This is a genomic window from Chryseobacterium bernardetii, from assembly GCF_003815975.1.
GTDB classification, from domain to species: domain Bacteria; phylum Bacteroidota; class Bacteroidia; order Flavobacteriales; family Weeksellaceae; genus Chryseobacterium; species Chryseobacterium bernardetii.
Genome location: NZ_CP033932.1, coordinates 4,376,462 through 4,401,464, shown reverse-complemented (window position 1 = coordinate 4,401,464; position 25,003 = coordinate 4,376,462). Strand labels below are relative to the sequence as shown.

Sequence of the window (25,003 nt, the reverse complement as noted above, 5' to 3'; positions counted from 1 at the left end):
GGTTTGCTTATGAAAACACAGAACAAATCACAATCTAAGTCTAAAGTACCCAAAGAAGGCCTGTATCCCGAGATTATCAGGGATGATTATCAGGGAAGTCGGAAATTATTGGATAAAAAAGCGGTCATTTCCGGCGGAGACAGTGGAATAGGGCAGGCAGTAGCTGTTCATTTCGCAAGAGAGGGAGCTGATGTTGCCATTATCTACAAAGAAAGTGACAACGATGCCAGGGAAACCCGGAAGCTGGTAGAAAAAGAAGGAAGAACATGTCTTTTGATTAAAGGTGATCTTACCCGAAAAACTTTCCGTAACAAATGTACGGATAAGGTTAAAGAAGCATGGGGAAGTATTGATATTCTTGTTAATAATGCAGGAATTCACACCTCAAAAAACAGTCTCGAAAAAATCTCTGATGAACAGATTCAGGAGACATTTCAGACCAACATTATTTCCATGATTTCTTTTACCCGGAATTTTCTTCCATTGATAGGAAAAGGAGGGAGAATCATCTGCACAACTTCTGTCACCGCCTATCGTGGAAGCAATCACCTGATTGATTACGCCGCCACAAAAGGAGCCATTTTATCTTTTATCCGTTCATTGGCAGATAATCTTGCTGAAAAAGAAATTCTGGTAAATGGCGTAGCTCCCGGACCTATATGGACTCCCCTTGTAAAGGAAGCTTTTGATGATCTTCCGACATTCGGGAAAGATACCCCTTTAAAACGGGCCGGACAGCCATCAGAAGTAGCCCCAGCCTATGTTTTTCTGGCCTCTAAAGATGCAAGCTTCATCACGGGGGAAGTAATTCATATCAATGGCGGAGATTTTGTTGGAGGCTAGAATTTGTAACACATATTATATTCTCAGCACTGAATTCCTTAAATTTAAACATACCACTTAATACATAACAATATGGAACAGTTATCATATCAAATACAAATTAATGCAGAACCTGAAAAAGTGTGGAGTGTTCTTTGGAGTGATATTACTTACAGGCAATGGACTACCGCTTTTACAGAAGGTTCCTTTTATGAAGGTACATTGGAAGAAAATAATATCGTCAAATTCCTGGATCCCAAAAATAACGGGATGTATAGCAGGGTTGAAAAAGTAATACCCAATGAGGAAATAAAATTTCTGCATTTAGGAGAAATTTATGAAGGGATTGAAGTTGCCAAGGAATGGGGAGATGCCACGGAAGCTTACTTTCTGGAAGAAAATGATGAAGGAACATTATTAAAAACAGTTATCAATACTCCTGAAGAGTTTAAATCTTTTTTTGAAGAAAAATTTCCAAAAGCAATGAATATCGTTAAGCATCTTTCTGAAAATCAGCTTTAAAGAAATACCATTTAAACGATAAACAACCACAAAATTGAAAATATGGAAACCTTATCATACGAAACAATAATTGATGCTCCTTTACAGAAAGTATGGGACATTCTTTGGAGACCAGAAACGTATAGCCAGTGGACACAATATTTTGGTGCCGGCTCTTCGGTCATGAAATCCGACTGGAAGGTAGACGGCAAAACCTATTTCCTTAATGAAAAAGGTGATGGAATGGTTTCTACCATAGACAGTCTGGATGAGCCTAATCAAATTGTTTTTAAACATTTGGGGATGATAGAAAACGGAGTAGAAGATACCCAAAGCAAAGAAGTTATGGAATGGAGCGGATGCTTTGAAAAATATTTTCTGACTGACTTTGGCGGAAAGACAAAGCTTCATACCGAAGTTCAGGTAGACAAAGAATGGAAGGATCATATGGATACAGGATTTACAAAAGGACTGATGTTGGTAAAAAGTCTGGCAGAAGGCGTTAATCTCAGTTCGGTGTAGGAAGAGATTGTGTTTAAAGTTGCAAATTGGCAGCGTATATCACTTGTCTCAATTTTTGTATCTTTTGTCTGTCAATTCAGAACAATATGAAACTATTAGTAATTCTCTTCGGAACATTTGTATTAGCTTTACTCGGAACCCTGGTATTCCAGGGGAAACCGGATCTTTTGTTTTCAGGAAATATCGGTATGGCGGTTTTTATCATATTTACAGGTTTTTCCCATTTTAAATTTCAAAATGGAATGGCCATGATGATTCCCGATTTTATTCCCGCTAAAATGTTTTGGGTTTATTGTACCGGTTTTTTGGAAATTGCTGCGGGAATAGGGCTTATGATTCCTGCCATCCGAGAAATGACAGCCGTCTTACTGATTATTTTTTATATATTGGTTTTTATAGCCAATATTAACTCATCCCGAAAGAATATAAATATTTTTAAAGCAGATTATACAGGTCCGGGAATGCAATACCTTTATACACAAAGAATTCCTATGCAGATTATTTTAATAGCATGGACCTGGTATTTCGGAATTTATTTACGGTAACCATACAGGCAGTCCTCGGGACTGCTTTTTTATTTTGAAAACTGCCAAAAAAATGTTAAATATTGTAACATTTTGAATTCTGAAGTGTCTTATCTGTAAAGGATCTTATTTTTTATTGATTGCAATATTGAATTGGGACCTCTGTTTTTAAACTTCAAAAACGTAAGTTATGAATCTGAATTCTAAAATTTTCGGTACAGCTTATATTGTACTTTCTGCCATTATGATCAACGCACAAAATTCCACAGCAAAACTTCCGGGAGATCCAACACTTCCGTCTACCAAAACCAGTCTTGAAAAACTAGTATCTTATGATAAAGGGAACTTCAAGTATAAAGTAGAAGATTATTTTGCAAGGCCAAAAGCTTCTGTGTTTAAAATTTCTCCTGATGGGAAATACCTTTCCTACAAAGAAAAAGATAAAGACAGTAAAAACCATGTGTATGTTAAAGAATTGAATACAGGAAAAATTACCAAAGCTATTGTTGAAAAAGATGATCTGATAAAAGCTTATGGCTGGCTGAATAAAAACCGCCTGTATTATACTCAGGATAAAGGCGGAAATGAAAATATCCATTTATATGCAGCCAATGTAGACGGAACCAATCTTAAGGATTTAACACCATTTGAAGGCATTACATTAGGGGAAATTAATCCAATAAAAGATACTGACTTTGTTGTGGTGACAATGAATAAGAACAATAAGCAGATCTTCGAACCTTATAAAATCAATTTTGTAACAGGAGAAATGACTCAATTGTATGAAAATAAGGATGTCAACAGCCCTATTGATGGTTATATTTTCGATAAAGACGGCAATTTGAGAGGTTATAGCGTTCTTGAAAACGGACTGACCACTAAAACCTATTATAAAGATTTACAAACCGGGAAATTCAATCTTTTGAAATCTACAGACTGGTCAGATACCTTCAGTATTATCAGATTTAATGATCATTCTAACAATAAAGATGAAGCTTATGTAGTAACCAATCTGGACAGCGACAAAGCCCGGATTGTTTTATATGACCTGAAAAAAAATGCTGTGATCAAAGAAGTATATGCCAATCCTGTTTATGATGTAAGCTCCATAAGTGTGGCAGGTAAGAACAGGAATTACGAGTTGGATTATATCAGCTATGAAGGGTTAAAAGGCGAAACAGTTCCGGTAAGTAAATTTTATAAGGAAATTGATGACCAACTAAAAGCTCAGTTTGGTGATAAAGAGTTTGCTGTTGTTTCATCAGATGACAATAATGAGAAACTTCTTGTAGTTGTAGGTAGTGATAAATTATATGGAACCTACTATGAATACGATACCAAAACGAAACAGACAAAACTTCTTTATAATCTGATGCCACAGCTGAAAGAAGAAGATATGGCTGAAATGAGGCCTATTGAGTTCAAAAGCAGGGACGGATTAACCATTCGTGGATATATCACACTTCCTAAAGCAGCTTTAGAAGGGAAAAAAGTTCCTTTAATCGTGAATCCTCACGGCGGGCCTCAGGGAATCAGAGACCATTGGGGCTTCAATCCGGAAACCCAGCTATTTGCAAGCAGGGGGTATGCAACCCTGCAGGTGAATTTCAGAATTTCCGGAGGGTACGGAAAAGAATTTCAGAAAGCAGGATATAAGCAAATTGGAAGAAAAGCAATGGATGACGTGGAAGATGGAGTAAAATATGCCATCAGCCAAGGCTGGATAGACAAAGATAAAATAGCAATTTATGGAGGAAGCCACGGCGGATATGCCACTCTTATGGGCTTAATTAAAACGCCGGATCTATATACCTGTGGAGTAGATTATGTAGGGGTATCCAATATCTTTACCTTCTTTGATTCATTCCCCGAATATTGGAAGCCTTATAAAGAAATGGTAAAGCAGATCTGGTATGATCTGGATAATCCGGAAGAAGCAAAAATTGCTAAAGAAGTATCTCCTGTCTTTCAGATTGATAAAATCAAGAAGCCTTTATTTGTAGTTCAGGGGGCCAATGACCCAAGGGTAAATATAAATGAGTCTGATCAGATTGTAAAAGCAATGCGCGCCAAAGGCTTTGAAGTACCATACATGGTAAAATATGATGAAGGGCACGGGTTCGGAAAAGAGGCTAACAGGATTGAGCTTTATAAGTCAATGTTAGGATTCTTTGCTGAAAATTTTAATAAATAAACTATAATTTTATAATGTTTGGAACGGAAGGCTCAGGTCTTCCGTTTCTTTATTGGTTATTATGACTAGGTGGTGTTTAGCCCCGATAGCAGCGGTTACCCCGGAACATGAGCGGGAGAGTTGGAGGGTAAGAGTGTGGGATGGTCTGGAGTGAGGAGTATAAGCGGATAGCGGAAAAAGCTTCCTTAAACATGAGTAATGAGTACTCTGGGAATAATTAAGGTGATAAAAGATCGATGAATAAAAGAAAAACTGATTTCTAAGAAAAATATTTTAAATTTATTAAAGTAAAACCAAAAGGATAGCCGTCATAGCAGTATGGAGGTTGTCGAAAAAATAACAATGCCAAAGAAGGATAAAGAAAGTATCATCTCGCAAACCGTTTCCAATTACGGAGGGAAGCTGATGTCTTATATTCGTCCCAAAGTGAAAAACACGGAAGATGCGGAAGATATTCTGCAGGAAGTGTGGTATCAGTTCAGCAGTCTTACCAATCTTTCTGAGATTGTGAATGTAGGAGGCTGGCTATATAGAGTAACGGCTAATAAAATTACAGACCGTTACCGTAAAAAGAAAACAGAAAATCTTGAAGACTTCGTTTATGAGGACGAAGACGGAAGCTTTTCCATCAAAGATATTTTATTGATGGATGAAAGTGCAGGTCCTGAAGTGAAGATGTTTCAGGATGAGATCTGGAAAAAACTGTTTGAAGCGCTTGATGAACTTCCCGAGAAACAAAGGCTGGTCTACGTAGAAAATGAACTCAACGACAAAACCCTCCAGGAGATCGCCGATGAACAGGGAGAAAATATTAAAACCATCATCAGTAGGAAAAACTATGCTGTGAAGCATCTGAGAAACAGATTGAGAAAATTATACGAAGATTTAAAAAGTTAGAAAAAGAAATTATGAATCATAAACACAAAAAAGGGTGGATTTTTTTATTGTTATGCCCACCGTTAATCATCTTAGCCGTTACCTGGATTGTAATGTCACTTTGGAATTGCCTTCTTCCTGAAATTTTAGGAGTAAAATCCATTACATTCTGGCAGGCAATGGGAATTTTGATCTTGAGTAAAATTCTTTTCGGTGGTTTTCATTTTGGTAAAGGAATGAAGGATTTTAAAGAACGGAAAATGAGAGAGAAAATGGAAAGTTTATCGCCTGAAGAGAAAGAGAAATTTAAAGAAGCCTGGAGAAACAGATGTTCCGGAGGATTCTTCAACAGAAATAACGAATAATTTAAAATTTTAACGAAGTAGTAAAGTAAAATTAAAATTCATTCGTCTCTATAAAAAACAAGAAGTAGTAAAATTTAAAATTTTGAAAAAATGAAAAATTCAGTATTAAAAGGAGCTCTTGGAGCATTAGCCGTTGTAGGTGTAGCCTTAATTGCTAAGAAAGCAGCACAAAGAAAAAGATTTATCAGAGGTATTTTTGATGAATATGGAATCAAAGAAAAATCCCCTTTCGGATTAGCCGATAAGATCAGAGAAATGAATGATGAAGACTATCAGGAACTGAAAGGAAAATTCAAAAAAGAATTCGGTTCAAGATGCTGTAAAAAGGATAATACCTGCGAAGCATAAAAAGTAACTAAATTGAAATTGTTTAATTCGGGCTCGGGAAGCAAAGCTTCCCGAGCCCGAATTTTTATTTACATATTCCAATAAAGAAGGATCATCTGAATTTGTAGAAAATCTAATTATTAAATACTAAATTTGTTTTTCTGTTTAAATGTGTACTATAATGGTTTCAAAGAATATTTTTATTATCATACTCACAGTGTTTTCTATCATCATATATGGGCAGAAATCTGAGGTAAAGCAGAAAAAATACATTTTCTTTCTGCATAATAAATTTATGGAAGAACATAAGCTTGATGAAGAACATCCTAAATATGGTATTGTGGAGTATGAGAAAATACTCCATCAGTTGAAGGATGGCAGTAATATCGTGCTTTTTGAAAAGAGAAAACCCAATACAGATCCTGCAGTATATGCTTTAAAAATAAAGAAACAGATAGACCGCCTTATAAAAAAAGGGATCAGAGCTGAAAATATTGCGGTGGTAGGAACCTCTCAAGGGGGGTATATTGCACAATATATTTCCTATTATCAAAAAAATCCGGCACTGAAATTTGTCTTTATTGGGGCCAGTTTTAAAGATGATTCTTTGGAGAAAGATCCGGATTTCAGGCTGTATGGAAAAATACTTTCCATTACGGAAAAATCAGATGATGGCCATATTTCCTTATCTCAGCAGCAAAGATTCATCAGATCAGATATAAAAGATTTTAAAGAAATTGAGCTTAACACAGGACTGAATCATGGTTTTTTGTTTAAAGCCCTTGATGAATGGATTATCCCAACAAAAGGCTGGATTTATGGTAAGTAATTTAGATTTAAGATATGCAAAAGGCATCACATATTCTTAAAGCATAAGTAAACCCAATCAATTTCAGAAATGCATATTCATTTTTTTTGCCACAAATGCATGGGTAAAATTCTATATTTCTATGTAGCTTTTTTAACCACATAGAAATATAGCTTAAACATCAATAAAATTATTCGTGCATTAGTGGTGATTTAAAACATATTTAGCAGTGTCCAATTTTATCGCAGATAAAATCTTTGCGACTTAAAGCATACAGCTTTTCAATACTCCTTGCGTCTTTTGCGTTTTTCCAACAATTAGATTATACTTTAAAGTTGAGGCTACTTTTACCCTAAACACAAAGCAAAAAGAAAAATAAATCCTTATTTTTGTATTGCTCAATGAAAGACTACTACTATTTTCTCGGTATATCCCAGGATGCTTCAGATGAAGACATCAAAAAGGCCTATCGTAAGCTCTCTCTGAAATACCATCCCGATAAAAATGAAAACGATGACTTTTTTGCAGACCGTTTTCGTGAAATTCAGGAAGCTTATGAAATGCTCAGTGACCCTTCGAAGAGAAAGGCTTATGACCAGAATTTAGAAAGTCATCAGAGAAGTTTCAGATACAATATTCCTCCTGCTATAAAAACCTTTACAGCCAATAAAATTCACGCGAAAAAAGGAGAGGAGATTATCATCAGCTGGCAGACAAGCAATGCTGATGTAGTTAAGGTTTTGCCTTTTGGCCTTGAAAAACCTTATGGAGAAAGGATATTTAAGATCACAGAATTTAAAGACGGGAAATTTCAGTTATTGCTTCATGCAACAAATTCACTATTGCATAAAACCGTAGTTCAGGGCATTACCATTACTGAGGTTTTTGAAAATGATACTGACAGATTCAAAAATACTGTCGATGAAATGTTTAAGCCACAGCCCAGAACGGCAGTGAACAAAACTGGTCAGCCTAAAATTGTTATGTTGTTTTGGGGAATTATTATTCTGGCAATTGCCTTGTATTTCCTTATAAAGGAGTTTATTTAAGCCATTTTCTTCCTTCCGGGACACTTTTTACATCTTTTCCCTTTCTTGAATTTTTTGCAGCAGGATTTCTTTTCACAGAACATCTCTTCATTGTTGAATGCATATACCGGAGCCAAAGGCGGAACTTTAAATGGGACAATCATATTCATACTGCAAATATATTAATTTAGAATAAATATAATTAATAAAATTTCATAAAATTCTTAAAACCTGATGAATAGCTATTCTTAGGCTGCTTGATAGCATTCAGTGTGCTCAAAATAAGTCCAGAATTCAAGAAAGGCTTGGCATTTTTAAAGATGCCTATTTGTTTTTAAAGTAGAAGCGCCTGAAGTTTTCAGGACCTTATATCCGTTTTGGGATTTAATATGATGGGAGCGATTTTTAATAATTATTTTACTATTTTATTAATAAAGAATTATGGAATTTCTTACATATTATTTATAAAATCAATATAATTAGTGTTTAAAATAAATAAAACTATAACGGGCGATTGGTAAAAGCGAATGATGTAATAATAACTGGATGTATTAGTGAATTATCAATAGGTGCAGACTGTTGTACAATCGTGTAAAAAATTGTAATTTTACCCATCTTTTTACAAACAAAATCTAATAAATAAAAATGAATACAGAACAGTTTGTGAGCCGTCACATTTCCCTAAACGAAGCCGATAAACAGGCGATGTTGGAGAAACTTGGCGTTTCTAGTATTGAAGAGTTAATTTCTCAGACCATTCCTTCTTCTATCCGTTTAGAAAAAGATCTTGAGATCTCAGCACCGCTTTCGGAATACGAAATGCTAAACCACTCTAAGGAGTTGGCATCAAAAAATACTGATTATACAAGTTATATCGGTTTCGGATACCACAATACACTTTTACCATCAGCTATTCAGAGAAATATCTTTGAAAACCCAAGCTGGTATACGGCATACACTCCGTACCAGGCTGAAATTGCACAGGGAAGGCTGGAGGCTCTTCTTAATTTTCAGACTGTAGTATGTGATCTTACAGGTTTTGGTCTTGCTAACGCTTCTTTGCTGGATGAATCTACTGCGGCAGCTGAAGCAATGCATATGTTCTTTAACAACAGAACTAAAGATCAGAAGAAAGCAGAAGCTAATAAATTCTTCATCTCAGATCTTGTATTGCCTCAGACAATCTCTGTATTGAAAACCAAGGCTGAAGGATTAGGAATTGAAGTTGTTATAGGAGACCACAAGACTCATGCATTAGACGCATCTTATTATGGAGTTTTATTACAATATCCAGGTAAAAACGGAATTGTTCTGGATTATACGGAAAACATCGTAGAATATAAAAAATTAGACCTTCAGGTAGCAGTTGCTTGTGACCCAATGGCATTGGTGAAATTGAAATCACCGGCTGAAATGGGGGCAGACTGTGCGGTAGGTACTACACAGAGATTTGGTATCCCATTAGGATACGGTGGGCCTCACGCTGCATTCTTTGCTTGTAGAGAAGAATATAAAAGAGACATTCCTGGAAGAATCATTGGGGTTTCTCAGGATATGTACGGAAAACGTGCTTTAAGAATGGCGTTACAGACAAGAGAACAGCACATCAAGAGAGAGAAGGCAACTTCCAATATCTGTACTGCTCAGGTTCTTTTAGCGGTAATGGCTGGTATGTATGCTGTTTATCACGGTCCGAAAGGATTAAACTATATTGCTGACCAAATTCACTTTAAAGCAAATGCTTTGAAAGGAGGGCTTAAAGCATTAGGATACCAGGTAGTAGAAGAGCCGATCTTCGATACCGTGAAAATCACAATGCCTGAAGATGAGAAAGCAAGATTAGTAAGACTGATGCTGGATCACAGAATTAATCTTAACTACTTTACAGAAGGTGTAGTAAGTATTGCCATCAACGAAAGTACTACATTAGAGAAATTAAACTATCTGATGGCTTCTTTTGCTCAGTTCAAAGACAAGCAGACTTTCAAATTAGAAATCAAAGAAGGATACAGTATTCCTGAAGAAAATCTTAGAAAAGATCAGATTCTTACAGAAGAAGTATTCAACAAATACCATACGGAAACAGAGTTGATGCGTTATATCAAGCGTCTGGAGAGAAAAGATTTATCATTAACTCACTCAATGATTTCTTTAGGATCTTGTACCATGAAACTGAACGCAGCTACAGAAATGTTGCCTCTTTCATGGGCAGATTGGGGTAGTGTACACCCATTTGTACCGGTAGATCAGGCAGGAGGATATCAGAAGATGATTGCAGAGCTTGAAAAAGACCTTGCAACAATTACTGGTTTTGCCGGAACTTCATTACAGCCGAACTCTGGAGCGCAGGGAGAATATGCAGGATTAATGGTGATCAGAGAATACCACATTTCAAGAGGAGACCACCATAGAAATGTAGTACTGATTCCTCAGTCTGCACACGGAACTAACCCGGCTTCTGCTGCCATGGCAGGAATGAAAATCGTAGTGGTGAAAAACCTTGAAAACGGTGAAATCGACTTCGAAGACCTTAAAGCTAAAACAGAATTACATTCAGCAAACTTATCTGCTGTAATGATTACATATCCGTCTACTTACGGATTCTTTGATGCTAATATCAAAGAAATTACGAATCTGATCCACCAACACGGAGGACAAGTTTATATGGATGGTGCGAACATGAACGCTCAGGTAGGATTTACAAGTCCGGGAAATATCGGAGCAGACGTTTGCCACTTAAATCTTCACAAAACTTTCGCAATTCCTCACGGAGGTGGAGGTCCTGGTGTAGGCCCAATCTGTGTTGCTAAACACTTAGTACCATTCCTTCCTTCCAATGCCAATATCAAAATCGGATCTAAAGAAGCAATTGACGGTATTTCTGCAGCCCCTTACGGTTCAGGATTAATCCTAAATATTTCTTACGCTTACATCAAAATGTTAGGAACAGACGGATTGAAAAAAGCAACAGGTCACGCGATTATGAATGCGAACTACCTTAAAGAAATTTTAGCTGAACATTTCCCAATCTTATATTCCAATGAAAACGGAAGAGTAGCTCATGAGTGTATCGTAGATTTCCGTCAGTTTAAAGCATTAGGAATTGAAGTAGCCGATGTGGCGAAGAGATTAATGGATTATGGATTCCATGCTCCTACCGTTTCTTTCCCAGTGGCAGGAACATTAATGATTGAGCCTACAGAATCTGAAAGCAAAGCTGAAATTGATCGTTTTGCTGAAGCTTTAATCTCTATTAAACAGGAAATTGATGAGATTGCTAACGGACAGGCTGATCCTGCCAATAACGTATTGAAAAACGCTCCTCATACAGAACAATTGGTGATCTCTGATTCTTGGGATAAACCATACAGCAGAGAAAAGGCAGCTTATCCGCTAGAGTGGGTAAGAGACCATAAATTCTTTGCTTCTGTATCAAGAATAGATGAAGCTTACGGAGACAGAAACTTGGTATGTACTTGTGAGCCAATTGAAGCTTATATGTAATATTAGTTTTTTAGCTATAAAAAATCCCTTTCATAGACTGCACCCAAAAGTTTAGACAAAATTAAACAATATTATTATATGAAAGAGTTCGGTACTGTACCGGACTCTTTCCTTTTAGATTAAGTCTTATTCTGTCGTTATTATAGTAATTGATATACTTCTTTATTTCTTTTTTGAGTTCATCAATGGTTTTAAATTTCTTAATATAGAACATTTCAGATTTTAAAGTTCCAAAGAAGTTTTCTATTACCGCATTATCAAGGCAGTTTCCTTTGCGGGACATACTTTGGATAATGCCTTTTTCTTTTAACATGTGCTGATAGGTTTTCATTTGATATTGCCAGCCTTGATCAGAGTGGATAATGAGGTTTTCAGTATTCTTAATCTTTCTAAACCCTTTTTTGAGCATATTCATAACCTGCGCAAAGACAGGCCTTTCCGAGAGATCATAACTGATAATCTCGCCATTGTAAAGGTCAATTATCGGCGAAAGATACAATTTACTGCCTGATACGTTAAACTCTGTCACATCAGTGGCCCATTTTCTGTTTGGCTGATCTGCCTTAAAGTTCCTCTCCAGAATATTTGGTGCTATCCTGCCTTGCTCTCCCCGGTAAGATCTGTATTTCTTAACCCTAATGATACTTTTCAATCCCAGTGCCTTCATTAGTCTTAAGACCGTTTTATGATTAATTACAATTCCTTGCTGTTTCATCATCAAAGTAATACGACGGTATCCAAATCGACCTTTATGCCTATGATAAATCTGTTTGATCAAAGTTTTTACTTTTCCATACTTATCCTTTTTATTAAGAGCTTTCTGATGGTAATAGAAACTACTTCTGGCCATACCTGTACAATCCAGCAGGAGCGACAGATTATATTTTCGCCTTAATCCTTCGATGGCCTCTGCTTGTTCTTTTTGAGAGTTAAGGCGTCTAACTTTTTTAGAAAATCAATTTCAGCTCGCAATCTTTCGTTTTCCAATAAAAGTTCTTCTTCTCTGGTCAATGGCTTATCAGACTTTCTTTTTTTACGCTTGTAATCACTCATAATACAGGGCCTTCCTTTAGGTTTATTCTTTAATCCTAAAATACCACTTTTTTCGTAATCCCTTTGCCAATTCAGCACGGTAGATTGAGCTGCGATATCAAATCGGATACATGCTTCTCTTTGTGAGATATGTTCTATTTCGATAGTTTTTAAAACTTTAACCTTGAAATTCACAGAATAGATCTTATTTCTTCTTGGTTGTAAACCCGAGATTCCGTACTTATTATAAAAGCCCATCCACTTGCGTAGATTACTTTCGTTAAATCCTTTCTCTGTTGCTATAGATCCAATTGAACGATGAGAATTTTTGTGGAGGTTAATACATTCTAATTTGAAAGCAACGCTAAATTTTTCTTTTCTATACATAAAAAAATGCCCCTAAAAAGTGTCTAACTTTTTGGGGGCAGTCCACATCACTGAAAGGGATTTTGCTTTTATTCATAGTCATTGCGGGCGTAGCGAAGCAATCTCAAAGCACGAATGATTTTTTACTTGTTTTTAATCAGTCCTTCAAGCCTTGTCATCATATCATCCTTTTCCTTCAGCATTCTTTCATAAAGTGCAATTTTCTCTTCATGTATTTTGAGAATTGTCTCAACTGGATTGAATACAGGATTAGTATTATGGGCATTGAATATTGAACCATTATCTAAAGAAAAAGTATTGGCTATAATATTTACAGCCTGTTCTTCATCAAAATTCTGAAATGCTTCCACAGGAATTTTTAATACATCAGATATTTTTTGAAGAAGAGGATCTTCAATAGTTTCTTTCTGTTCCAATAATGAGACTTTCTTTTGGTTCCAGTCGTCACCTAAATCCAATGCCAAAGCTTCCTGTTTAATGCCCAGCATTTCTCTGAATCTTTTTACATTTCTCCCCTGATGTACTTTCTGTTCCATTTGTGGTTTTAATCTTATTTGAAGGTTTATATGAGTAAAGATAGAAAATTGTGGTGGATATTAAGATGTGGAGCAGAAAATTTGTACTAAATTCTTTTTAAATAAAAACAAAAAGACCTCCCAAAACTGAGAGGTGTTCTATTGTTTTTCTGTCATATTCATTTATCTTCTCTTATAGCTGTAGGCCACCAAAATGGCTACTCCCATAGTAAGTACGGTTATCATTGAAATAGTTTCAAGTGAGATTCCACTTTTCATCTGTGTGTTTTCTTTTTCACATGAGTAAAAGAATAATACTGCCAATAAAAGACAGCCCGAAAGTAATTTTCTGATCATAATTGCATTTGTTTGGTTGCTAGTGTTTTATAATCAAAAAGTATACCGATATTGTAGACTTATAAAAGTAGTTTTATTGCCCGTTTAAATAATTATTCCTCCTTATTGTTGTTACCTTCGTCCCAGTAATAGCTGTCTGGGTAGATTCTTGCACCAAATACAGCAGTTCCAACACGTACAATGGTGGCACCTTCTTCAATAGCGGTTTCAAGGTCTCCGCTCATGCCCATGGAAAGCTCTTTCATTTCTACACCGGGAATATTTTCACGGATAATGTCCTGCTGAATATTTTTCAGGATTTTAAAACAGGATCTCACCTTTTCGGTCTCTGCACTGAACAGGCCGATAGTCATTAAACCTTTTATTTTTAATGTTGAGAATTCGGAAACTTTTCGGGTTAATTCTATGGCATCATTTGGAGATACACCGAATTTGCTTTCCTCATTAGACGTATTTACCTGAAGTAAGACTTCAAGAGTTTTGTTTTCTGCTGAAAGTCTTTGATGTAATTTTTCTGCCAACTCTAAACGATCCAGTGACTGAACACAGGTAACATCATATTTCAGGATATCTTTAACTTTATTTGTCTGAAGATGACCTATAAAATGGCTTTCATGAGGTGTGTTCTTCAGGTCTTCATATTTCTCCTTCAGCTCCTGAACTTTATTTTCTGCGATCAAAGTTTGCCCGTTTTCCAGAGCGATCTTAATACGTTCTGCAGAAACAGTTTTGGTAGCTAATAAAAGCTTAACTTCTTCAGGATTTCTTCCTGCTTTTTCACAGGCATTCTGAATCCGTCTACTGATGTCTTTCAGGTTGTGAAGGATGTCTTCTTTCATAATTGGGTAGTTTCTCTGGCTTCCAGTTTTTGAATTAATGCTGTTTTTACGGCTGTTAACGCATGGTCTTTAGCCTCTGCAAAGGAAATGGAATATTTCCTTTCAATAGTTCTCATATCCTCCGGAAATTGGCTGAGCAGTGTGTCGTAGAAATTATCCAGAAATTCAGCAGAAGGCATTTCATAATTGATCCTAAGCTGGAAACGTCTTAGCAGGGCAGTATCAATGATCTCCGGATGATTGGTAGCACACAGTAAAAGAGCATTTTCAGGGTAATAATCAATAAGCTGAAGCAAAGTATTCACCAGTCTTCTCATTTCACCTACATCCTTATCATCACTGCCTCTTGCTTTCCCGATCTGATCCAGTTCATCAAGAAAAAGTACCGATCTTTCTCTTGCTGCTTTATCAAAAATCATCTTAATATTCTGGGAGGTTTCCCCAATTCTGGAAGAAACAATATTGCTTAAATTTAAAATGATGATGTTTTTTCCAAGAGCATTGGCAATGGCCTTTGCAGTCATAGTCTTTCCGCATCCTGAACTTCCCTGAAGAAGAATCTTATGATTCACCGGAAGCCCATATTCCTGAAGTTCCTTACTGTATGTGTGTTCTTTGATAAGCTGTATAAGCTGATCTTTGCTGTCTTTATTGAGAAATACATCGTTAAGGCTTACCTGTTCTTTATCTTGAATAATGAGGTTGTACAGATTCATGATGACTATTAATGGTTCTTGAATCTAACAAAGATAAGGCTTTATAAAATGATGTTAAGCATCCTGAATGCGAATAAACAGCTAGGCCAGAGAAGGAAACAGTAATTAATTATGAGTAATGTTTTCAGGAGTAATTTAAATGTTATTTTTACAACAAAAAACAAATCCGGACACACATGTCCGGATTTATCATTTGGATATTAAAATTTGTTATGAAACTAAGATCTTTTTGCTATGTTTTTAGGCCCTTTTACCCTGTTGGTAAAAGAGCAGTCTGATTTTCTCAGAGTAAAAACATAAAACAATATAATTAGTATAGTTTTGCTATAGGCTTTTTGATTTAATGATTAGTTTCTTTCTCTTCTTACTGTCATGAAATATGATGAGAATACTACTAAACATGTTGCGATACCGATGTAAGTTATCATTTTGTATTATTTTTAATTATTTGACTTTTTTTTATTAATCTTTCAATTGCAATATTACAGCTTTCAAATCACGTGCCAAAGCAAATCACTATGATGTATATCAGTGTGTTATGAATGTTTTATTTAATTTTTAAGTGATTTTTTGTTTACATTTTGTTAATGTATTATTGCGAATTTATTAATATATTTATTGTTCTGTCTTTAAAAAAATGTAAAAATGTTAACCGTTTACAGACTTATATATTGGACTTGATAAAACAAACAATAAACAATGCTCAGCATAATACTGCAGTAAAATGATATGTAGTAATGGAAAATTTAAGGCAGAAAGTAATTCCTATGTTAAGAAAATTTATTTTTATCGGGGATTTTTGCGTTGAATTTTTTTGTCAGTTGTCAGATTTATGACATGCTTCTTGTGTCATAGCAGGAACTCCATCTTCTTCTTGTAAGTTTCATTGGATGAAAAACGAAAACAGAGGCTGTGGAAGGAACTTTTTTGGGTACAGGGAACAGGTTTTGTTATTTTTGTATAAATATATACTTTATGGGACGCAGTTATCTTTTTTTGGCTTTGGCTATAATATTCGAAATCATAGCCACTACCTTTCTGAAAAAATCAGAAGAGTTTTCTAAGCTGTGGCCCTCTGTTGTTACCATAGTAGGATATGCGTGTGCTTTTTATTTTTTAAGTCTGAGCCTTCGTCAGATCCCTGTTGGGATTACATATGCTATCTGGTCCGGAGTAGGGATTGTTTTCATCACGATAATCGGGATTGTGGCATTCAAACAGGTTCCGGATCTGCCGGCTATCATAGGAATTGCTCTGATTATTATCGGAGTGATTGTAATTAATGTATTTTCAAAAATGGGAACCCATTAATATTGGTGGTATTATTATCCTTTATCAATTTTCATTCTTTGCTCATTTTAGTCTCTGTATAGTTTCAGGAGAGAATTTTATCGGGGTAAGTAAATCATATGTAGTGAATGCGATTATATAGATTCATTTGATAATCATAATATATATATTGAGGAAGCTGAAATTCCGATAGGGAAAGTGTATAAAGCTGAGTTTTTTACAAAATATGCGGGCGGACTTTTAGGGGCAGACTAGATGCATACATCCGGCCTGAGCCGAAATTTATATCCGCTACGCTTTCAAGATAGAGGATTTCAATAAATTTTCTGGTCCTTTTCACAATAAAAACTTCTTCTTTTCCCAATTCCTGTTTTTTTCTTAATGAGCTTTTGTCCACAAATAGGGCAGATGGATTTGGTATGTACCAGCCAGTGCTTCTTTAGTACAAATTCCCTTTTCCATTCCAGGAATTCGAAACTGTAATTTCTGGCTTCTGCAATAAGTTCCTTTCGTTTTTTAGCAGGTAAATTTCCTGTTAGGCTTTCCGGTTGTACACCAATTCTGAAAAGAACCTCATTTTTGATGATATTTCCTACTCCGGAAAATATATCCTGATTCATTAAAGCATCACAAACCATCATTTTGGGATTAGATTTCAGTTTGTTTTCTGCTTTTTTGGGGTTCCAAATATCGCTCATAACATCTGCTTCCCAGTCAATAGCAGACAGTAATTCCAATTCAACCGGCTTTACGGAACAGGTATAAAAATATAAGGCTTCATTCGAGAAAAAAAGAGCTAAACGTAAACTTTTATCAGGTTTTGTCTGTTCATCAATACTGTAAGAACCAAACATCAGTAAATGAATACGGATGGCTGTTTTGTCAAAAACCAGATAAGTCTGCTTTCCAAAGGTGCGGATCTCACGAAGTGTTTGGCCAATATATATTTCCTTATCAAATTTTGCATTACCTGATGCGTCTGTTACTTTATGACCAACAAACTTCTGCAGGCTTTCTTTCATTAAAATTATAGATGGACCTTCAGGCATAACGTTATTTTTCAATAAACGTTCAAATATTATTCCGCTCTAGGAACCTGAAAAGATTTGAAACAGAAATAAAAACCTGGATTTTTCAAAAATTCAGGAGTATTTTCATATGAGTAAAGCTGGGTCAATTCACTCCAATTGTCATTCTGCAGGAAGCTCAATACTGTAAAAATATAGATTCTCACAGAATGACAACGTGGCCTACTATTGCTTCTGTCCCACGAAACGGATCACAGAACCTGTTCCGTTGTGAAATAGACCTTCCCGAAGTTCAATTTCAGTTTCCTGAAGCTCTATGATGGAATAGCCGGGGAAATCTGCTTTAATTTCTTCTATAGAAAATAAAGATTCAATGTCCTTTGGCCCGCCAACCTTTTCATTCTTTGTGACATAATCAAGATGCTTTTTACTGAAAGCTTCAAAAATTATAAACCCGCCCTTGCGAAGGTACTGATCCAGCATTTGATGGATGGATGATTTAATGTCCCCCGGAAAATGGGCATAAATAAGGGCAATGACATCAAACTGCTGTTCGTGATAGCTCAATGTCTGCAATTCACCCACTTTATAATCAATTGTTACCCCGTTCTGTTCTGCAAGCTGCAAAGACTTGTATTTACCCTGTTCGCTGATATCAAAAGAGTAAGCTTCCCAGCCTTGTAATGCTGCGTAAACAGAATTTCTACCTTCACCGTCAGCAGGAAACAGAATTGTGCCCGGATTTAATTTTTTTAGCTGTTCTTCCAAATAGTTATTGGGCGCAGTTCCATATACAAATTCTTCGTGGGTATATCTTTCGTTCCACTTATCAAGCCATGTGCTGTCTTTCATTTTAATAGTTTTAACAGTATCAAATGTAAGATGTTTTTACGGGTATTAACCAAAGTAAAAAACTGTAATAGCAATAGATTTTTTGAATGATTATGTCTGCTTAATAAATATGTAAATACTATTCCATAAAATTAAAATTTGGAGTAATTTTGAAAAATGATGAATTTAAACCAGATTTTCACCAATCAGCGTACAGGAAATAATCCAAATACTAAGGCTTCAAGAACTGATTTTCAAAGGGATTTTGACAGAATTATCTTCTCTTCTGCATTCAGAAGACTGCAAAATAAGACCCAGGTTTTTCCGCTTCCCGGAAGTGTTTTTGTGCACAACAGGCTTACGCATTCCCTGGAAGTATCCTCTGTGGGAAGAAGCTTAGGAAGCATTATTGGTGAATTTATTGCTGAGGACTATAAAAATGAACTCACTGAAGATTCAAAGAATTTTTATCTGTATAATTTAGGAAACGTAATTGCTGCGGCATGTCTTTGTCATGATGTGGGAAATCCTGCTTTCGGACATTCAGGAGAAGATGCTATTGCAAGTTATTTCGAAAGAAACGAAAAAGACCTGAAAACTAAGTTCAACGAAAAAGAATGGGCAGATCTGGTTAATTTTGAAGGGAACGCTAATGCCATCAGGGTGCTGGCCCAGCAACAGCAGGGAAAAGATGCCGGCGGAATTCAGCTTACCTTTTCTACCTTGGCGAGTATTGCAAAATACCCGTGCGAAGCCGTAGCTAAGAAAAAAGGAATCATTCACCGTAAAAAGTTCGGTTTTTTCCAGAATGAAAAAGATATTTTCCTTGAAATCGCCAAAGGTACCCAACTTATTTCAGAATGTGAAGAACCGCATATCTTCAAAAGGCACCCTTTTGTATGGCTGGTAGAAGCTGCTGATGATATCTGCTATAATATTATTGATATGGAAGATGCCCATAGATTGGGAATCGTATCTACTGCTGATTGTGAAAACCTTTTCTTTGAACTGGTAAAATCAGAAAGCGATGATGTTAATAAGGTAAAAAATAAACTGGTTTCCATTTCCAACGAGAATGAAAAGATTTCTTATTTAAGGGCGAAAGCAATTAATGCCTTAATTAACAAATCCCTAGAAATCTACAAACATAATTTTGCAACTATTCTTCAGGGAAATCTTGATAAAGGCCTTCTGGATATTTATAAATCAGAAAACAGCGCATTACAGGATATAGAATCTTTCTCTATCGAAAAAATTTACAACCATAAAGCCGTTGTGGAGATTGAAAATGCCGGTTATAATGTAATGTATGAATTACTGGATCATTTTATCCCATCTATTCTGAAGCCGGAGGATGAGAGAAAATCTTATGATAAAAAAGCCCTGAAATTACTTCCAAGGCAGTTTGTTTACGAAAACGGAACAGATTACCAGAAAGTTTTGGGAATTATAGATTTTGTTTCCGGAATGACAGATAATTATGCTACAGACCTTTATAGAAAAATTAAAGGAATTGATATCGGGATGACAGTATAACCCTTAAAGCTGGAAGCTGGAAGAAAGAATGCTACTCTTCAATAAATTCCCGCTTCCGGCTTGCTTCTCTATAATCTTCCCTGTTTTAAATATTATTTCTATCTTTATAAAAATCAATATTTAAAAACTAAACTATGGGTATTTTTCTGGCACCCGTCATTATTTTCGGGCTTATTATTTTATTTGCATCGTTTTTTGTGGTTAAACAGGAGACGGCAGCAATCATTGAACGTTTTGGAAAATTCCAGGCGGTAAAACATTCGGGGCTTCATCTTAAACTTCCTATTATAGATCAGATTGCAAAAAGGTTAAACCTCAGAATCCAGCAGCTGGATGTAATGATTGATACCAAAACACTGGATAACGTATTCATCAAGATGAAGATCTCCGTTCAGTACCAGGTTATCAGAAATCAGGTAGGAGATGCATATTACAGACTTGAAAATCCTGAAAACCAGATTACTTCTTTTGTATTTGACGTTGTTCGTGCCGAAGTTCCTAAGCTGAAGCTGGATGATGTTTTCGTAAGAAAAGATGATATTGCCGTAGCCGTAAAAAGTGAGCTTCAGGAAGCGATGAACAGTTACGGATATGATATTATCAAAGCATTGGTAACAGATATTGATCCGGATGAGCAGGTAAAACATGCCATGAACAGGATTAATGCTGCAGAAAGGGAAAAAACGGCTGCAGAATATGAATCTGAAGCGCAAAGAATCAGAATTGTAGCTGTTGCAAAAGCTGAAGCAGAATCTAAAAAACTACAAGGGCAGGGGATTGCCGACCAAAGAAGAGAAATAGCAAAGGGACTTGAAGAATCCGTAAGAATGCTGAATAATGTAGACATCAATTCGCATGAGGCATCTGCTTTAATTGTTGTCACTCAGCATTATGATACATTACACTCCGTAGGAGCAAGTAACAGAAGTAACCTTGTACTTCTGCCTAATTCACCTACCGCAGCAAGCGGAATGCTGAATGATCTTGTGGTTGCCATGACTACAGCCAATACAGTTGGAGAAGCTACAAAAGGAAAGTACCCTGAACCACCGCAAAAAGAATCGGGATATTAAGACGAAAGGAAGTCAGAAAGTGGAAAAGGAAAGTTCTGGCCTTCGAGAGAAGCAATGAAAATTTTTTAGAGATGTATTTAAACTTACATCTATGCAAGCTAAAGATAATTTTACGGGCTGCTATAACTTCCATTTTCTTCCTGCCATAAAATAAAATAGCTTCAGAAATTTCTGAAGCTATTTTATTTTTATCTCTTGGTCTTGGAAACCTGCTCTACCAATGTATATTTTATTGAAGAAGCATCTGCCGGCGGATTAGCAATTTTCTCTGTCTTTACTTTTAAAACATATTCGTAACCCGGTTCGTAAGTAAATCCTTCAATATTGCTGTAGAAATTACTCCAGTTTTCAGAAGCTTTTTCCTTTACCTGTAGACACTTCATACGCCCTGCTCCTGCAGAACAGTCTACGGTTTGTGCTCCTATGATAAGCGTTTTTTCACCAGCTGCTGTAACCTCTTTTTTTGTTTTGGAAACCTGCTTTATCAACGTATATTTAATGGAAGAAGCATCTGCCGGCGGGTTAGCAATTTTTTCTGTTTTTACCTTTAAAACATATTCATACCCTGGTTCATAAGTAAATCCTTCAATGTTTGTGTAAAAATTTGTCCAGTCTTCTGAAGCTTTTTCTTTTACCTGCAAACATTTCATAGGAGCTACTCCTGTACAGTCTGCTGTTTGTGGTCCTACGATGAATGTTTTTTCATCTCCGGCGGATACTCCAGCTGTTGTTGTACACTGCGTCATTGCGAATAATGCTAATGCGGGTGCTACCCCTTTTAGAATTGTTGCTATACTTTTCATAAACTTGATTTTAAAACCTTACCTGGCAATTACCATGCCGGAATTTTCTTGAATTGTCGCAGTTCTTCTATTGTTTTTTAGTTTTTTAATCATTTAATTTGAGGTTCTCAATCAATGAGACCAAGAACATAATACATCAATATAAAATATGGATAATCAAATTCAAGTGGAAAACTATAAGATTCAGCAGCCTGAAGAGTGGGCGGGAAATATTGGAGACCAGGAAATTATAGACAGAATCAAGGACTCTGAATTTGCCAAGAAACAAACCAGTGAAGGCAGAGACTACTGTTACTTTTTAGACAAAAAATATTATACTAGCAATACGGAGAACAGTGAATACGCCTGCATGGCCTATACATTAAATGAGCCGGGGAATCTGGAAAGAGCTTCTGCTTCTGATATTATTGTGGAAGAAAATGAAGTATATCAGATTCACAGGATAAGTGTGGTAAGGGATGGTGTACTGATTGATAAGATCCCTGATACTAAGATTAAAGTACTGGACAGTGAAAACCAGAGCGGCGGCGGAGTACTGAGCAGCAATAAAAAGATTAATATTACCATTAAAGATCTGAGACTGTATGATGTACTTGTGCTGGAAGATTCAAGAGTGAAAGTATTTACCGATCGTGACTTCCTCAGAAAGGAATTCTCAAAATATGTATGGGTAAGTCCCGATAATTATTGGGCCTATGGGAATTTTAAATTTACATTCATCAACGAACGTGAACAGACCATTGCCTATAAAAAAACTTATTTTAGAGATGAACAGGGAAATGTTCTGGAGCCGGAGGTGAATTATTTAAAAAAAGGAGAACAATTTGTTATTGAAGAGCATAATTATATCAACCCTGTAGATTCCGGGCGTGAGATTTTTCCTTATATAGATTTCGCTACAGACAGTAACTGGAAAGATTTGTCCAATTATATTGTTCCTATTTATGACGAAATTTTCAATAAAGCTTCTTTAAAAGATTTTGCATCCAATCTTGTTGAAAAGCTTGATGCTATCAGTAATCAGGATGAAAAACTGCAGTTTGCTATAGAATATGTTCAGAATCATATCTATTATACTTATAATGCCGATGAAATGAACGGTCATAAGCCTCAGGAACCTTCTTTAACCTATGAAAATAAACAGGGAGACTGTAAGGCGAAATCTGTTTTGCTAAAGGTTATTCTTGATTATATTGGAGTAGAGGCTTCTGTAATATTGGTGAATTTTAATACAGATTATTATATTAAATATTATCTGCCATCCTTATTAAGTTTTAATCATGCGGTAGTAAAAATCAATTATAAAGGACAGGAATATTTTGTAGATGCCACAATCCGTGATGAATTCGGATTGATAGAAAACAGAGGTTTTATGTATTTCATGCATTACCTGGAAGTAAAAAAAGATCAGAAACTTCAGGTAAGAAAATCTTTTAAATATCCCTATTACTGTATTGATGAGAAAGTAAATGTCAATGTACAGGGAACAACTGGTAAACTGAATCTGGAAACGGTTTACAAGGGCAACCGGGCCAATGCAATGAGACGTTATTTTAAGGTTACCAATAAAAGAGAGATCATAGACAGCTGGAACAGCTTCCTTTTTTATGCTCTGAATTATTCCAATGACAGAAACGGGACAGATGTAAGGAATATTTTCAAGGATGCCGCGATAGATGTGGTAAGTGATGATAAAAAATTCAATGAAGTAAAGATCCAGTATACTGCAACAATTGAAAATCCTTATTATGTAGATCCGCAGAAAAACCGCTTCCTGATGTATTTCGACAGGAATATTGTGAAGGCGGGAGCCAGAGATTTTATGCACAAAGATTTGCCTTTCTGGCATAATTACGACAGCGAGAAGTATGAAATTAACCTGTACACAGATCAGAAAATTGATACCGAAGAAAAATATACGGTGCAGGAAAGTACTATAAATAACCCTTATTTTGATTTCAAAAGCCGTAAGAAGGTATCTAAAAACGGAGCAAGCGTTTACATAGAATACAATCCTTTAGTGAATATTGAAATTCCACAAGATGAGTTTGAGCAGTTCAGAGCACATCACCATACGGTGGCTGACAGTAATTTCGGACTGGGAATTGATATTATAGAACCCGGTCTGATGAACAGGCTTAAGTTCAGTTTTAAGAAAAGATTTAAGTAGATGAATGCTGGGTTTCTGGCGGGGCGGCGAAGCCGCCCGCCAGAAACCTCACTATATTAGAAAGATAAAGAAAAGGAAAGTTTAATTGATGAAAAAATTATTCGTATTCATTTCTGCTGTTTTTATAAGCGGCAGTATGTTGGCTCAGGAAGCCGATTTCAAATACTAATGATTATATCAGAATTAGTGAAGACTTTTGTAGCCAGGGCCTGGCTAAAGCTTGTCTCAATGCTTTTGAGCTAAAGATGATGGAGTATACTCCCGGTTTTTTGATGACCTTGAAAAAATTAAAGGGGAAAAGCTGAAACCCATCTGGAACTGATAGAACTTTTCCATGTTTTAGGACTTCGTGAAAAAGCTTTTGAAGCCTGGAAAGGAGGGGGAGAAACATGGTGATCCGGCCTATATGATGTCTATGGGACTTATTGAAGTGGGAGAAGACAAGGATAAAGCTCCTAAAAGCCCTAAGATTAAAAAGAAAAAATAATGAAGAGATTAACGTTTTTTTCTGCTTTAGCTTTTACCTCTTTGGTGAATGCGCAAAATCTTAAAAAAGAAGATGTTGTAGGATTCTGGAAGTTAAAAGAATCCGGATTTTATGAAGGAAAAAAGAAAGTTGTTAAAGATTTCGATAACTGCAGATTAATGAGGAATTATGCTATCAGGGAAGATGGTTTTGCAGTGTATAACTATATAGAAGGAGAAGTAGGAAACTGTAGGCCTTCAGAACCGAGACTTTCTTTCTGGAAGATTGTAGATAACAGGATTCAGTTTTATGCAGATGAGAAAAATATCCTGGAAGAGGTGGCCGTAACCTTAAATAAAGACAAAACAATAACTTTCTCAAGCTATATTCCTGTACCGCTTCATGATAAAGATCCGGAAATGGAAAAAATATCAGATACCATTCACTATGATGTACTTGAAAGGCAGTACTGATTATAATACTAAACTT

27 protein-coding genes are annotated in these 25,003 nt (G+C 35.9%); 17 read left to right on the top strand and 10 right to left on the bottom strand.

The window, feature by feature from the left end; genetic code table 11:
• The first annotated feature begins 9 nt into the window (after positions 1-9).
• From EG339_RS20100 to EG339_RS20055, 10 genes are all read left to right on the top strand, one after another.
• On the top strand, positions 10-843 hold the full coding sequence (locus EG339_RS20100; protein ID WP_123871672.1) for an SDR family oxidoreductase: 834 nt from the start codon (positions 10-12) through the stop codon (positions 841-843).
• 72 nt (positions 844-915) lie between these two features.
• Positions 916-1,344: an SRPBCC family protein gene (locus tag EG339_RS20095; RefSeq protein WP_123871671.1), complete on the top strand. Its 429-nt coding sequence runs from the start codon at positions 916-918 to the stop codon at positions 1,342-1,344.
• Between the two features lie 42 nt (positions 1,345-1,386).
• Entirely contained in the window at positions 1,387-1,845 is a 459-nt protein-coding gene (locus EG339_RS20090; RefSeq protein ID WP_123871670.1) for an SRPBCC family protein, read from the top strand.
• Between the two features lie 86 nt (positions 1,846-1,931).
• Positions 1,932-2,390: a DoxX family protein gene (locus tag EG339_RS20085; protein ID WP_123871669.1), complete on the top strand. Its 459-nt coding sequence runs from the start codon at positions 1,932-1,934 to the stop codon at positions 2,388-2,390.
• A gap of 169 nt (positions 2,391-2,559) precedes the next feature.
• Positions 2,560-4,563 (top strand): S9 family peptidase, encoded by a 2,004-nt coding sequence (locus EG339_RS20080; protein WP_123871668.1) that lies wholly within the window; start codon positions 2,560-2,562, stop codon positions 4,561-4,563.
• Positions 4,564-4,905: 342 nt separating this feature from the next.
• On the top strand, positions 4,906-5,460 hold the full coding sequence (locus tag EG339_RS20075; RefSeq protein ID WP_228459659.1) for an RNA polymerase sigma factor: 555 nt from the start codon (positions 4,906-4,908) through the stop codon (positions 5,458-5,460).
• A gap of 11 nt (positions 5,461-5,471) precedes the next feature.
• Positions 5,472-5,804: a hypothetical protein gene (locus tag EG339_RS20070; RefSeq protein WP_123871666.1), complete on the top strand. Its 333-nt coding sequence runs from the start codon at positions 5,472-5,474 to the stop codon at positions 5,802-5,804.
• Positions 5,805-5,894: 90 nt separating this feature from the next.
• On the top strand, positions 5,895-6,152 hold the full coding sequence (locus EG339_RS20065) for a hypothetical protein (protein ID WP_123871665.1): 258 nt from the start codon (positions 5,895-5,897) through the stop codon (positions 6,150-6,152).
• A 274-nt stretch (positions 6,153-6,426) separates the two neighbouring features.
• Positions 6,427-6,960 carry an alpha/beta hydrolase family protein gene (locus tag EG339_RS20060; RefSeq protein ID WP_164466465.1) on the top strand — a complete coding sequence of 178 codons (534 nt, stop codon included), beginning with the start codon at positions 6,427-6,429 and terminating at the stop codon, positions 6,958-6,960.
• A gap of 380 nt (positions 6,961-7,340) precedes the next feature.
• The gene (locus EG339_RS20055; RefSeq protein ID WP_123871663.1) at positions 7,341-7,988 is read left to right on the top strand and encodes a DnaJ domain-containing protein; all 648 of its coding nucleotides are present in this window, start codon (positions 7,341-7,343) and stop codon (positions 7,986-7,988) included.
• Here EG339_RS20055 and EG339_RS24365 read toward each other — a convergent pair.
• Positions 7,985-8,137: a hypothetical protein gene (locus EG339_RS24365; protein ID WP_164465368.1), complete on the bottom strand. Its 153-nt coding sequence runs from the start codon at positions 8,135-8,137 to the stop codon at positions 7,985-7,987. The genes EG339_RS20055 and EG339_RS24365 overlap by 4 nt on opposite strands.
• A gap of 475 nt (positions 8,138-8,612) precedes the next feature.
• Here EG339_RS24365 and gcvP point away from each other — a divergent pair, with 475 nt between their 5' ends.
• Entirely contained in the window at positions 8,613-11,471 is a 2,859-nt protein-coding gene (gcvP, locus tag EG339_RS20050; RefSeq protein WP_123871662.1) for an aminomethyl-transferring glycine dehydrogenase, read from the top strand.
• Positions 11,472-11,532: 61 nt separating this feature from the next.
• Here the strand turns inward: gcvP and EG339_RS20045 are convergent, their stop codons facing one another.
• The 6 genes from EG339_RS20045 to EG339_RS20025 form a co-directional block, all read right to left on the bottom strand.
• Complete coding sequence (locus EG339_RS20045) at positions 11,533-12,375, bottom strand: IS3 family transposase (RefSeq protein WP_123868394.1); 843 nt, start codon at positions 12,373-12,375, stop codon at positions 11,533-11,535.
• A complete protein-coding gene (locus tag EG339_RS20040; RefSeq protein ID WP_123868395.1) occupies positions 12,363-12,890 on the bottom strand; it encodes a helix-turn-helix domain-containing protein in 528 nt (175 codons plus the stop codon). Before EG339_RS20040 ends, EG339_RS20045 begins: the two co-directional genes overlap by 13 nt.
• 122 nt (positions 12,891-13,012) lie before the next feature.
• Positions 13,013-13,426: a helix-turn-helix domain-containing protein gene (locus tag EG339_RS20035; protein ID WP_123871661.1), complete on the bottom strand. Its 414-nt coding sequence runs from the start codon at positions 13,424-13,426 to the stop codon at positions 13,013-13,015.
• Positions 13,427-13,588: 162 nt separating this feature from the next.
• The gene (locus EG339_RS24360) at positions 13,589-13,762 is read right to left on the bottom strand and encodes a hypothetical protein (RefSeq protein WP_164465367.1); all 174 of its coding nucleotides are present in this window, start codon (positions 13,760-13,762) and stop codon (positions 13,589-13,591) included.
• Positions 13,763-13,854: 92 nt separating this feature from the next.
• The gene (locus EG339_RS20030; protein WP_123871660.1) at positions 13,855-14,601 is read right to left on the bottom strand and encodes a YggS family pyridoxal phosphate-dependent enzyme; all 747 of its coding nucleotides are present in this window, start codon (positions 14,599-14,601) and stop codon (positions 13,855-13,857) included.
• Positions 14,598-15,317 (bottom strand): AAA family ATPase, encoded by a 720-nt coding sequence (locus EG339_RS20025; RefSeq protein WP_123871659.1) that lies wholly within the window; start codon positions 15,315-15,317, stop codon positions 14,598-14,600. The genes EG339_RS20030 and EG339_RS20025 overlap by 4 nt, the downstream gene beginning before the upstream one ends.
• A gap of 975 nt (positions 15,318-16,292) precedes the next feature.
• Here EG339_RS20025 and EG339_RS20020 point away from each other — a divergent pair.
• Positions 16,293-16,628: a DMT family transporter gene (locus EG339_RS20020; protein WP_123871658.1), complete on the top strand. Its 336-nt coding sequence runs from the start codon at positions 16,293-16,295 to the stop codon at positions 16,626-16,628.
• Between the two features lie 293 nt (positions 16,629-16,921).
• Here EG339_RS20020 and EG339_RS20010 read toward each other — a convergent pair whose 3' ends face one another.
• Positions 16,922-17,656 carry a DNA-formamidopyrimidine glycosylase family protein gene (locus EG339_RS20010; protein ID WP_123871657.1) on the bottom strand — a complete coding sequence of 245 codons (735 nt, stop codon included), beginning with the start codon at positions 17,654-17,656 and terminating at the stop codon, positions 16,922-16,924.
• A 204-nt stretch (positions 17,657-17,860) separates the two neighbouring features.
• Positions 17,861-18,487, bottom strand: a complete 627-nt coding sequence (locus tag EG339_RS20005; RefSeq protein ID WP_123871656.1) for a class I SAM-dependent methyltransferase — start codon at positions 18,485-18,487, stop codon at positions 17,861-17,863.
• Positions 18,488-18,646: 159 nt separating this feature from the next.
• Here EG339_RS20005 and EG339_RS20000 point away from each other — a divergent pair, with 159 nt between their 5' ends.
• Positions 18,647-20,002 carry a deoxyguanosinetriphosphate triphosphohydrolase gene (locus tag EG339_RS20000; RefSeq protein ID WP_123872735.1) on the top strand — a complete coding sequence of 452 codons (1,356 nt, stop codon included), beginning with the start codon at positions 18,647-18,649 and terminating at the stop codon, positions 20,000-20,002.
• Positions 20,003-20,136: 134 nt separating this feature from the next.
• Positions 20,137-21,075: an SPFH domain-containing protein gene (locus tag EG339_RS19995; protein ID WP_073300499.1), complete on the top strand. Its 939-nt coding sequence runs from the start codon at positions 20,137-20,139 to the stop codon at positions 21,073-21,075.
• Positions 21,076-21,263: 188 nt separating this feature from the next.
• On the opposite strand, the gene EG339_RS24580 is transcribed toward EG339_RS19995, so the two are convergent.
• Positions 21,264-21,878: a DUF4377 domain-containing protein gene (locus EG339_RS24580; RefSeq protein ID WP_228459658.1), complete on the bottom strand. Its 615-nt coding sequence runs from the start codon at positions 21,876-21,878 to the stop codon at positions 21,264-21,266.
• 148 nt (positions 21,879-22,026) lie between these two features.
• On the opposite strand from EG339_RS24580, the gene EG339_RS19980 reads away from it, so the two are divergent.
• The 3 genes from EG339_RS19980 (at position 22,027) to EG339_RS19975 (ending at position 24,987) form a co-directional block, all read left to right on the top strand.
• Entirely contained in the window at positions 22,027-24,048 is a 2,022-nt protein-coding gene (locus EG339_RS19980; RefSeq protein ID WP_123871655.1) for a DUF3857 domain-containing protein, read from the top strand.
• A 361-nt stretch (positions 24,049-24,409) separates the two neighbouring features.
• Positions 24,410-24,535: a hypothetical protein gene (locus tag EG339_RS24665; protein WP_262706873.1), complete on the top strand. Its 126-nt coding sequence runs from the start codon at positions 24,410-24,412 to the stop codon at positions 24,533-24,535.
• A complete protein-coding gene (locus tag EG339_RS19975; protein WP_123871654.1) occupies positions 24,535-24,987 on the top strand; it encodes a lipocalin-like domain-containing protein in 453 nt (150 codons plus the stop codon). Before EG339_RS24665 ends, EG339_RS19975 begins: the two co-directional genes overlap by 1 nt.
• Positions 24,988-25,003 lie beyond the last annotated feature (16 nt).

Bases quoted from the DNA above. Each gene is read 5' to 3' on its own strand.
- EG339_RS20100 (WP_123871672.1), top strand. From the start codon at position 10: ATGAAAACACAGAACAAATCACAATCTAAGTCTAAAGTACCCAAAGAA.
- EG339_RS20095 (WP_123871671.1), top strand. From the start codon at position 916: ATGGAACAGTTATCATATCAAATACAAATTAATGCAGAACCTGAAAAA.
- EG339_RS20090 (WP_123871670.1), top strand. From the start codon at position 1,387: ATGGAAACCTTATCATACGAAACAATAATTGATGCTCCTTTACAGAAA.
- EG339_RS20085 (WP_123871669.1), top strand. From the start codon at position 1,932: ATGAAACTATTAGTAATTCTCTTCGGAACATTTGTATTAGCTTTACTC.
- EG339_RS20080 (WP_123871668.1), top strand. From the start codon at position 2,560: ATGAATCTGAATTCTAAAATTTTCGGTACAGCTTATATTGTACTTTCT.
- EG339_RS20075 (WP_228459659.1), top strand. From the start codon at position 4,906: ATGCCAAAGAAGGATAAAGAAAGTATCATCTCGCAAACCGTTTCCAAT.
- EG339_RS20070 (WP_123871666.1), top strand. From the start codon at position 5,472: ATGAATCATAAACACAAAAAAGGGTGGATTTTTTTATTGTTATGCCCA.
- EG339_RS20065 (WP_123871665.1), top strand. From the start codon at position 5,895: ATGAAAAATTCAGTATTAAAAGGAGCTCTTGGAGCATTAGCCGTTGTA.
- EG339_RS20060 (WP_164466465.1), top strand. From the start codon at position 6,427: ATGGAAGAACATAAGCTTGATGAAGAACATCCTAAATATGGTATTGTG.
- EG339_RS20055 (WP_123871663.1), top strand. From the start codon at position 7,341: ATGAAAGACTACTACTATTTTCTCGGTATATCCCAGGATGCTTCAGAT.
- EG339_RS24365 (WP_164465368.1), bottom strand. From the start codon at position 8,137: ATGAATATGATTGTCCCATTTAAAGTTCCGCCTTTGGCTCCGGTATAT.
- gcvP (WP_123871662.1), top strand. From the start codon at position 8,613: ATGAATACAGAACAGTTTGTGAGCCGTCACATTTCCCTAAACGAAGCC.
- EG339_RS20040 (WP_123868395.1), bottom strand. From the start codon at position 12,890: ATGTATAGAAAAGAAAAATTTAGCGTTGCTTTCAAATTAGAATGTATT.
- EG339_RS20035 (WP_123871661.1), bottom strand. From the start codon at position 13,426: ATGGAACAGAAAGTACATCAGGGGAGAAATGTAAAAAGATTCAGAGAA.
- EG339_RS24360 (WP_164465367.1), bottom strand. From the start codon at position 13,762: ATGATCAGAAAATTACTTTCGGGCTGTCTTTTATTGGCAGTATTATTC.
- EG339_RS20030 (WP_123871660.1), bottom strand. From the start codon at position 14,601: ATGAAAGAAGACATCCTTCACAACCTGAAAGACATCAGTAGACGGATT.
- EG339_RS20025 (WP_123871659.1), bottom strand. From the start codon at position 15,317: ATGAATCTGTACAACCTCATTATTCAAGATAAAGAACAGGTAAGCCTT.
- EG339_RS20020 (WP_123871658.1), top strand. From the start codon at position 16,293: ATGGGACGCAGTTATCTTTTTTTGGCTTTGGCTATAATATTCGAAATC.
- EG339_RS20010 (WP_123871657.1), bottom strand. From the start codon at position 17,656: ATGCCTGAAGGTCCATCTATAATTTTAATGAAAGAAAGCCTGCAGAAG.
- EG339_RS20005 (WP_123871656.1), bottom strand. From the start codon at position 18,487: ATGAAAGACAGCACATGGCTTGATAAGTGGAACGAAAGATATACCCAC.
- EG339_RS20000 (WP_123872735.1), top strand. From the start codon at position 18,647: ATGAATTTAAACCAGATTTTCACCAATCAGCGTACAGGAAATAATCCA.
- EG339_RS19995 (WP_073300499.1), top strand. From the start codon at position 20,137: ATGGGTATTTTTCTGGCACCCGTCATTATTTTCGGGCTTATTATTTTA.
- EG339_RS24580 (WP_228459658.1), bottom strand. From the start codon at position 21,878: ATGAAAAGTATAGCAACAATTCTAAAAGGGGTAGCACCCGCATTAGCA.
- EG339_RS19980 (WP_123871655.1), top strand. From the start codon at position 22,027: ATGGATAATCAAATTCAAGTGGAAAACTATAAGATTCAGCAGCCTGAA.
- EG339_RS19975 (WP_123871654.1), top strand. From the start codon at position 24,535: ATGAAGAGATTAACGTTTTTTTCTGCTTTAGCTTTTACCTCTTTGGTG.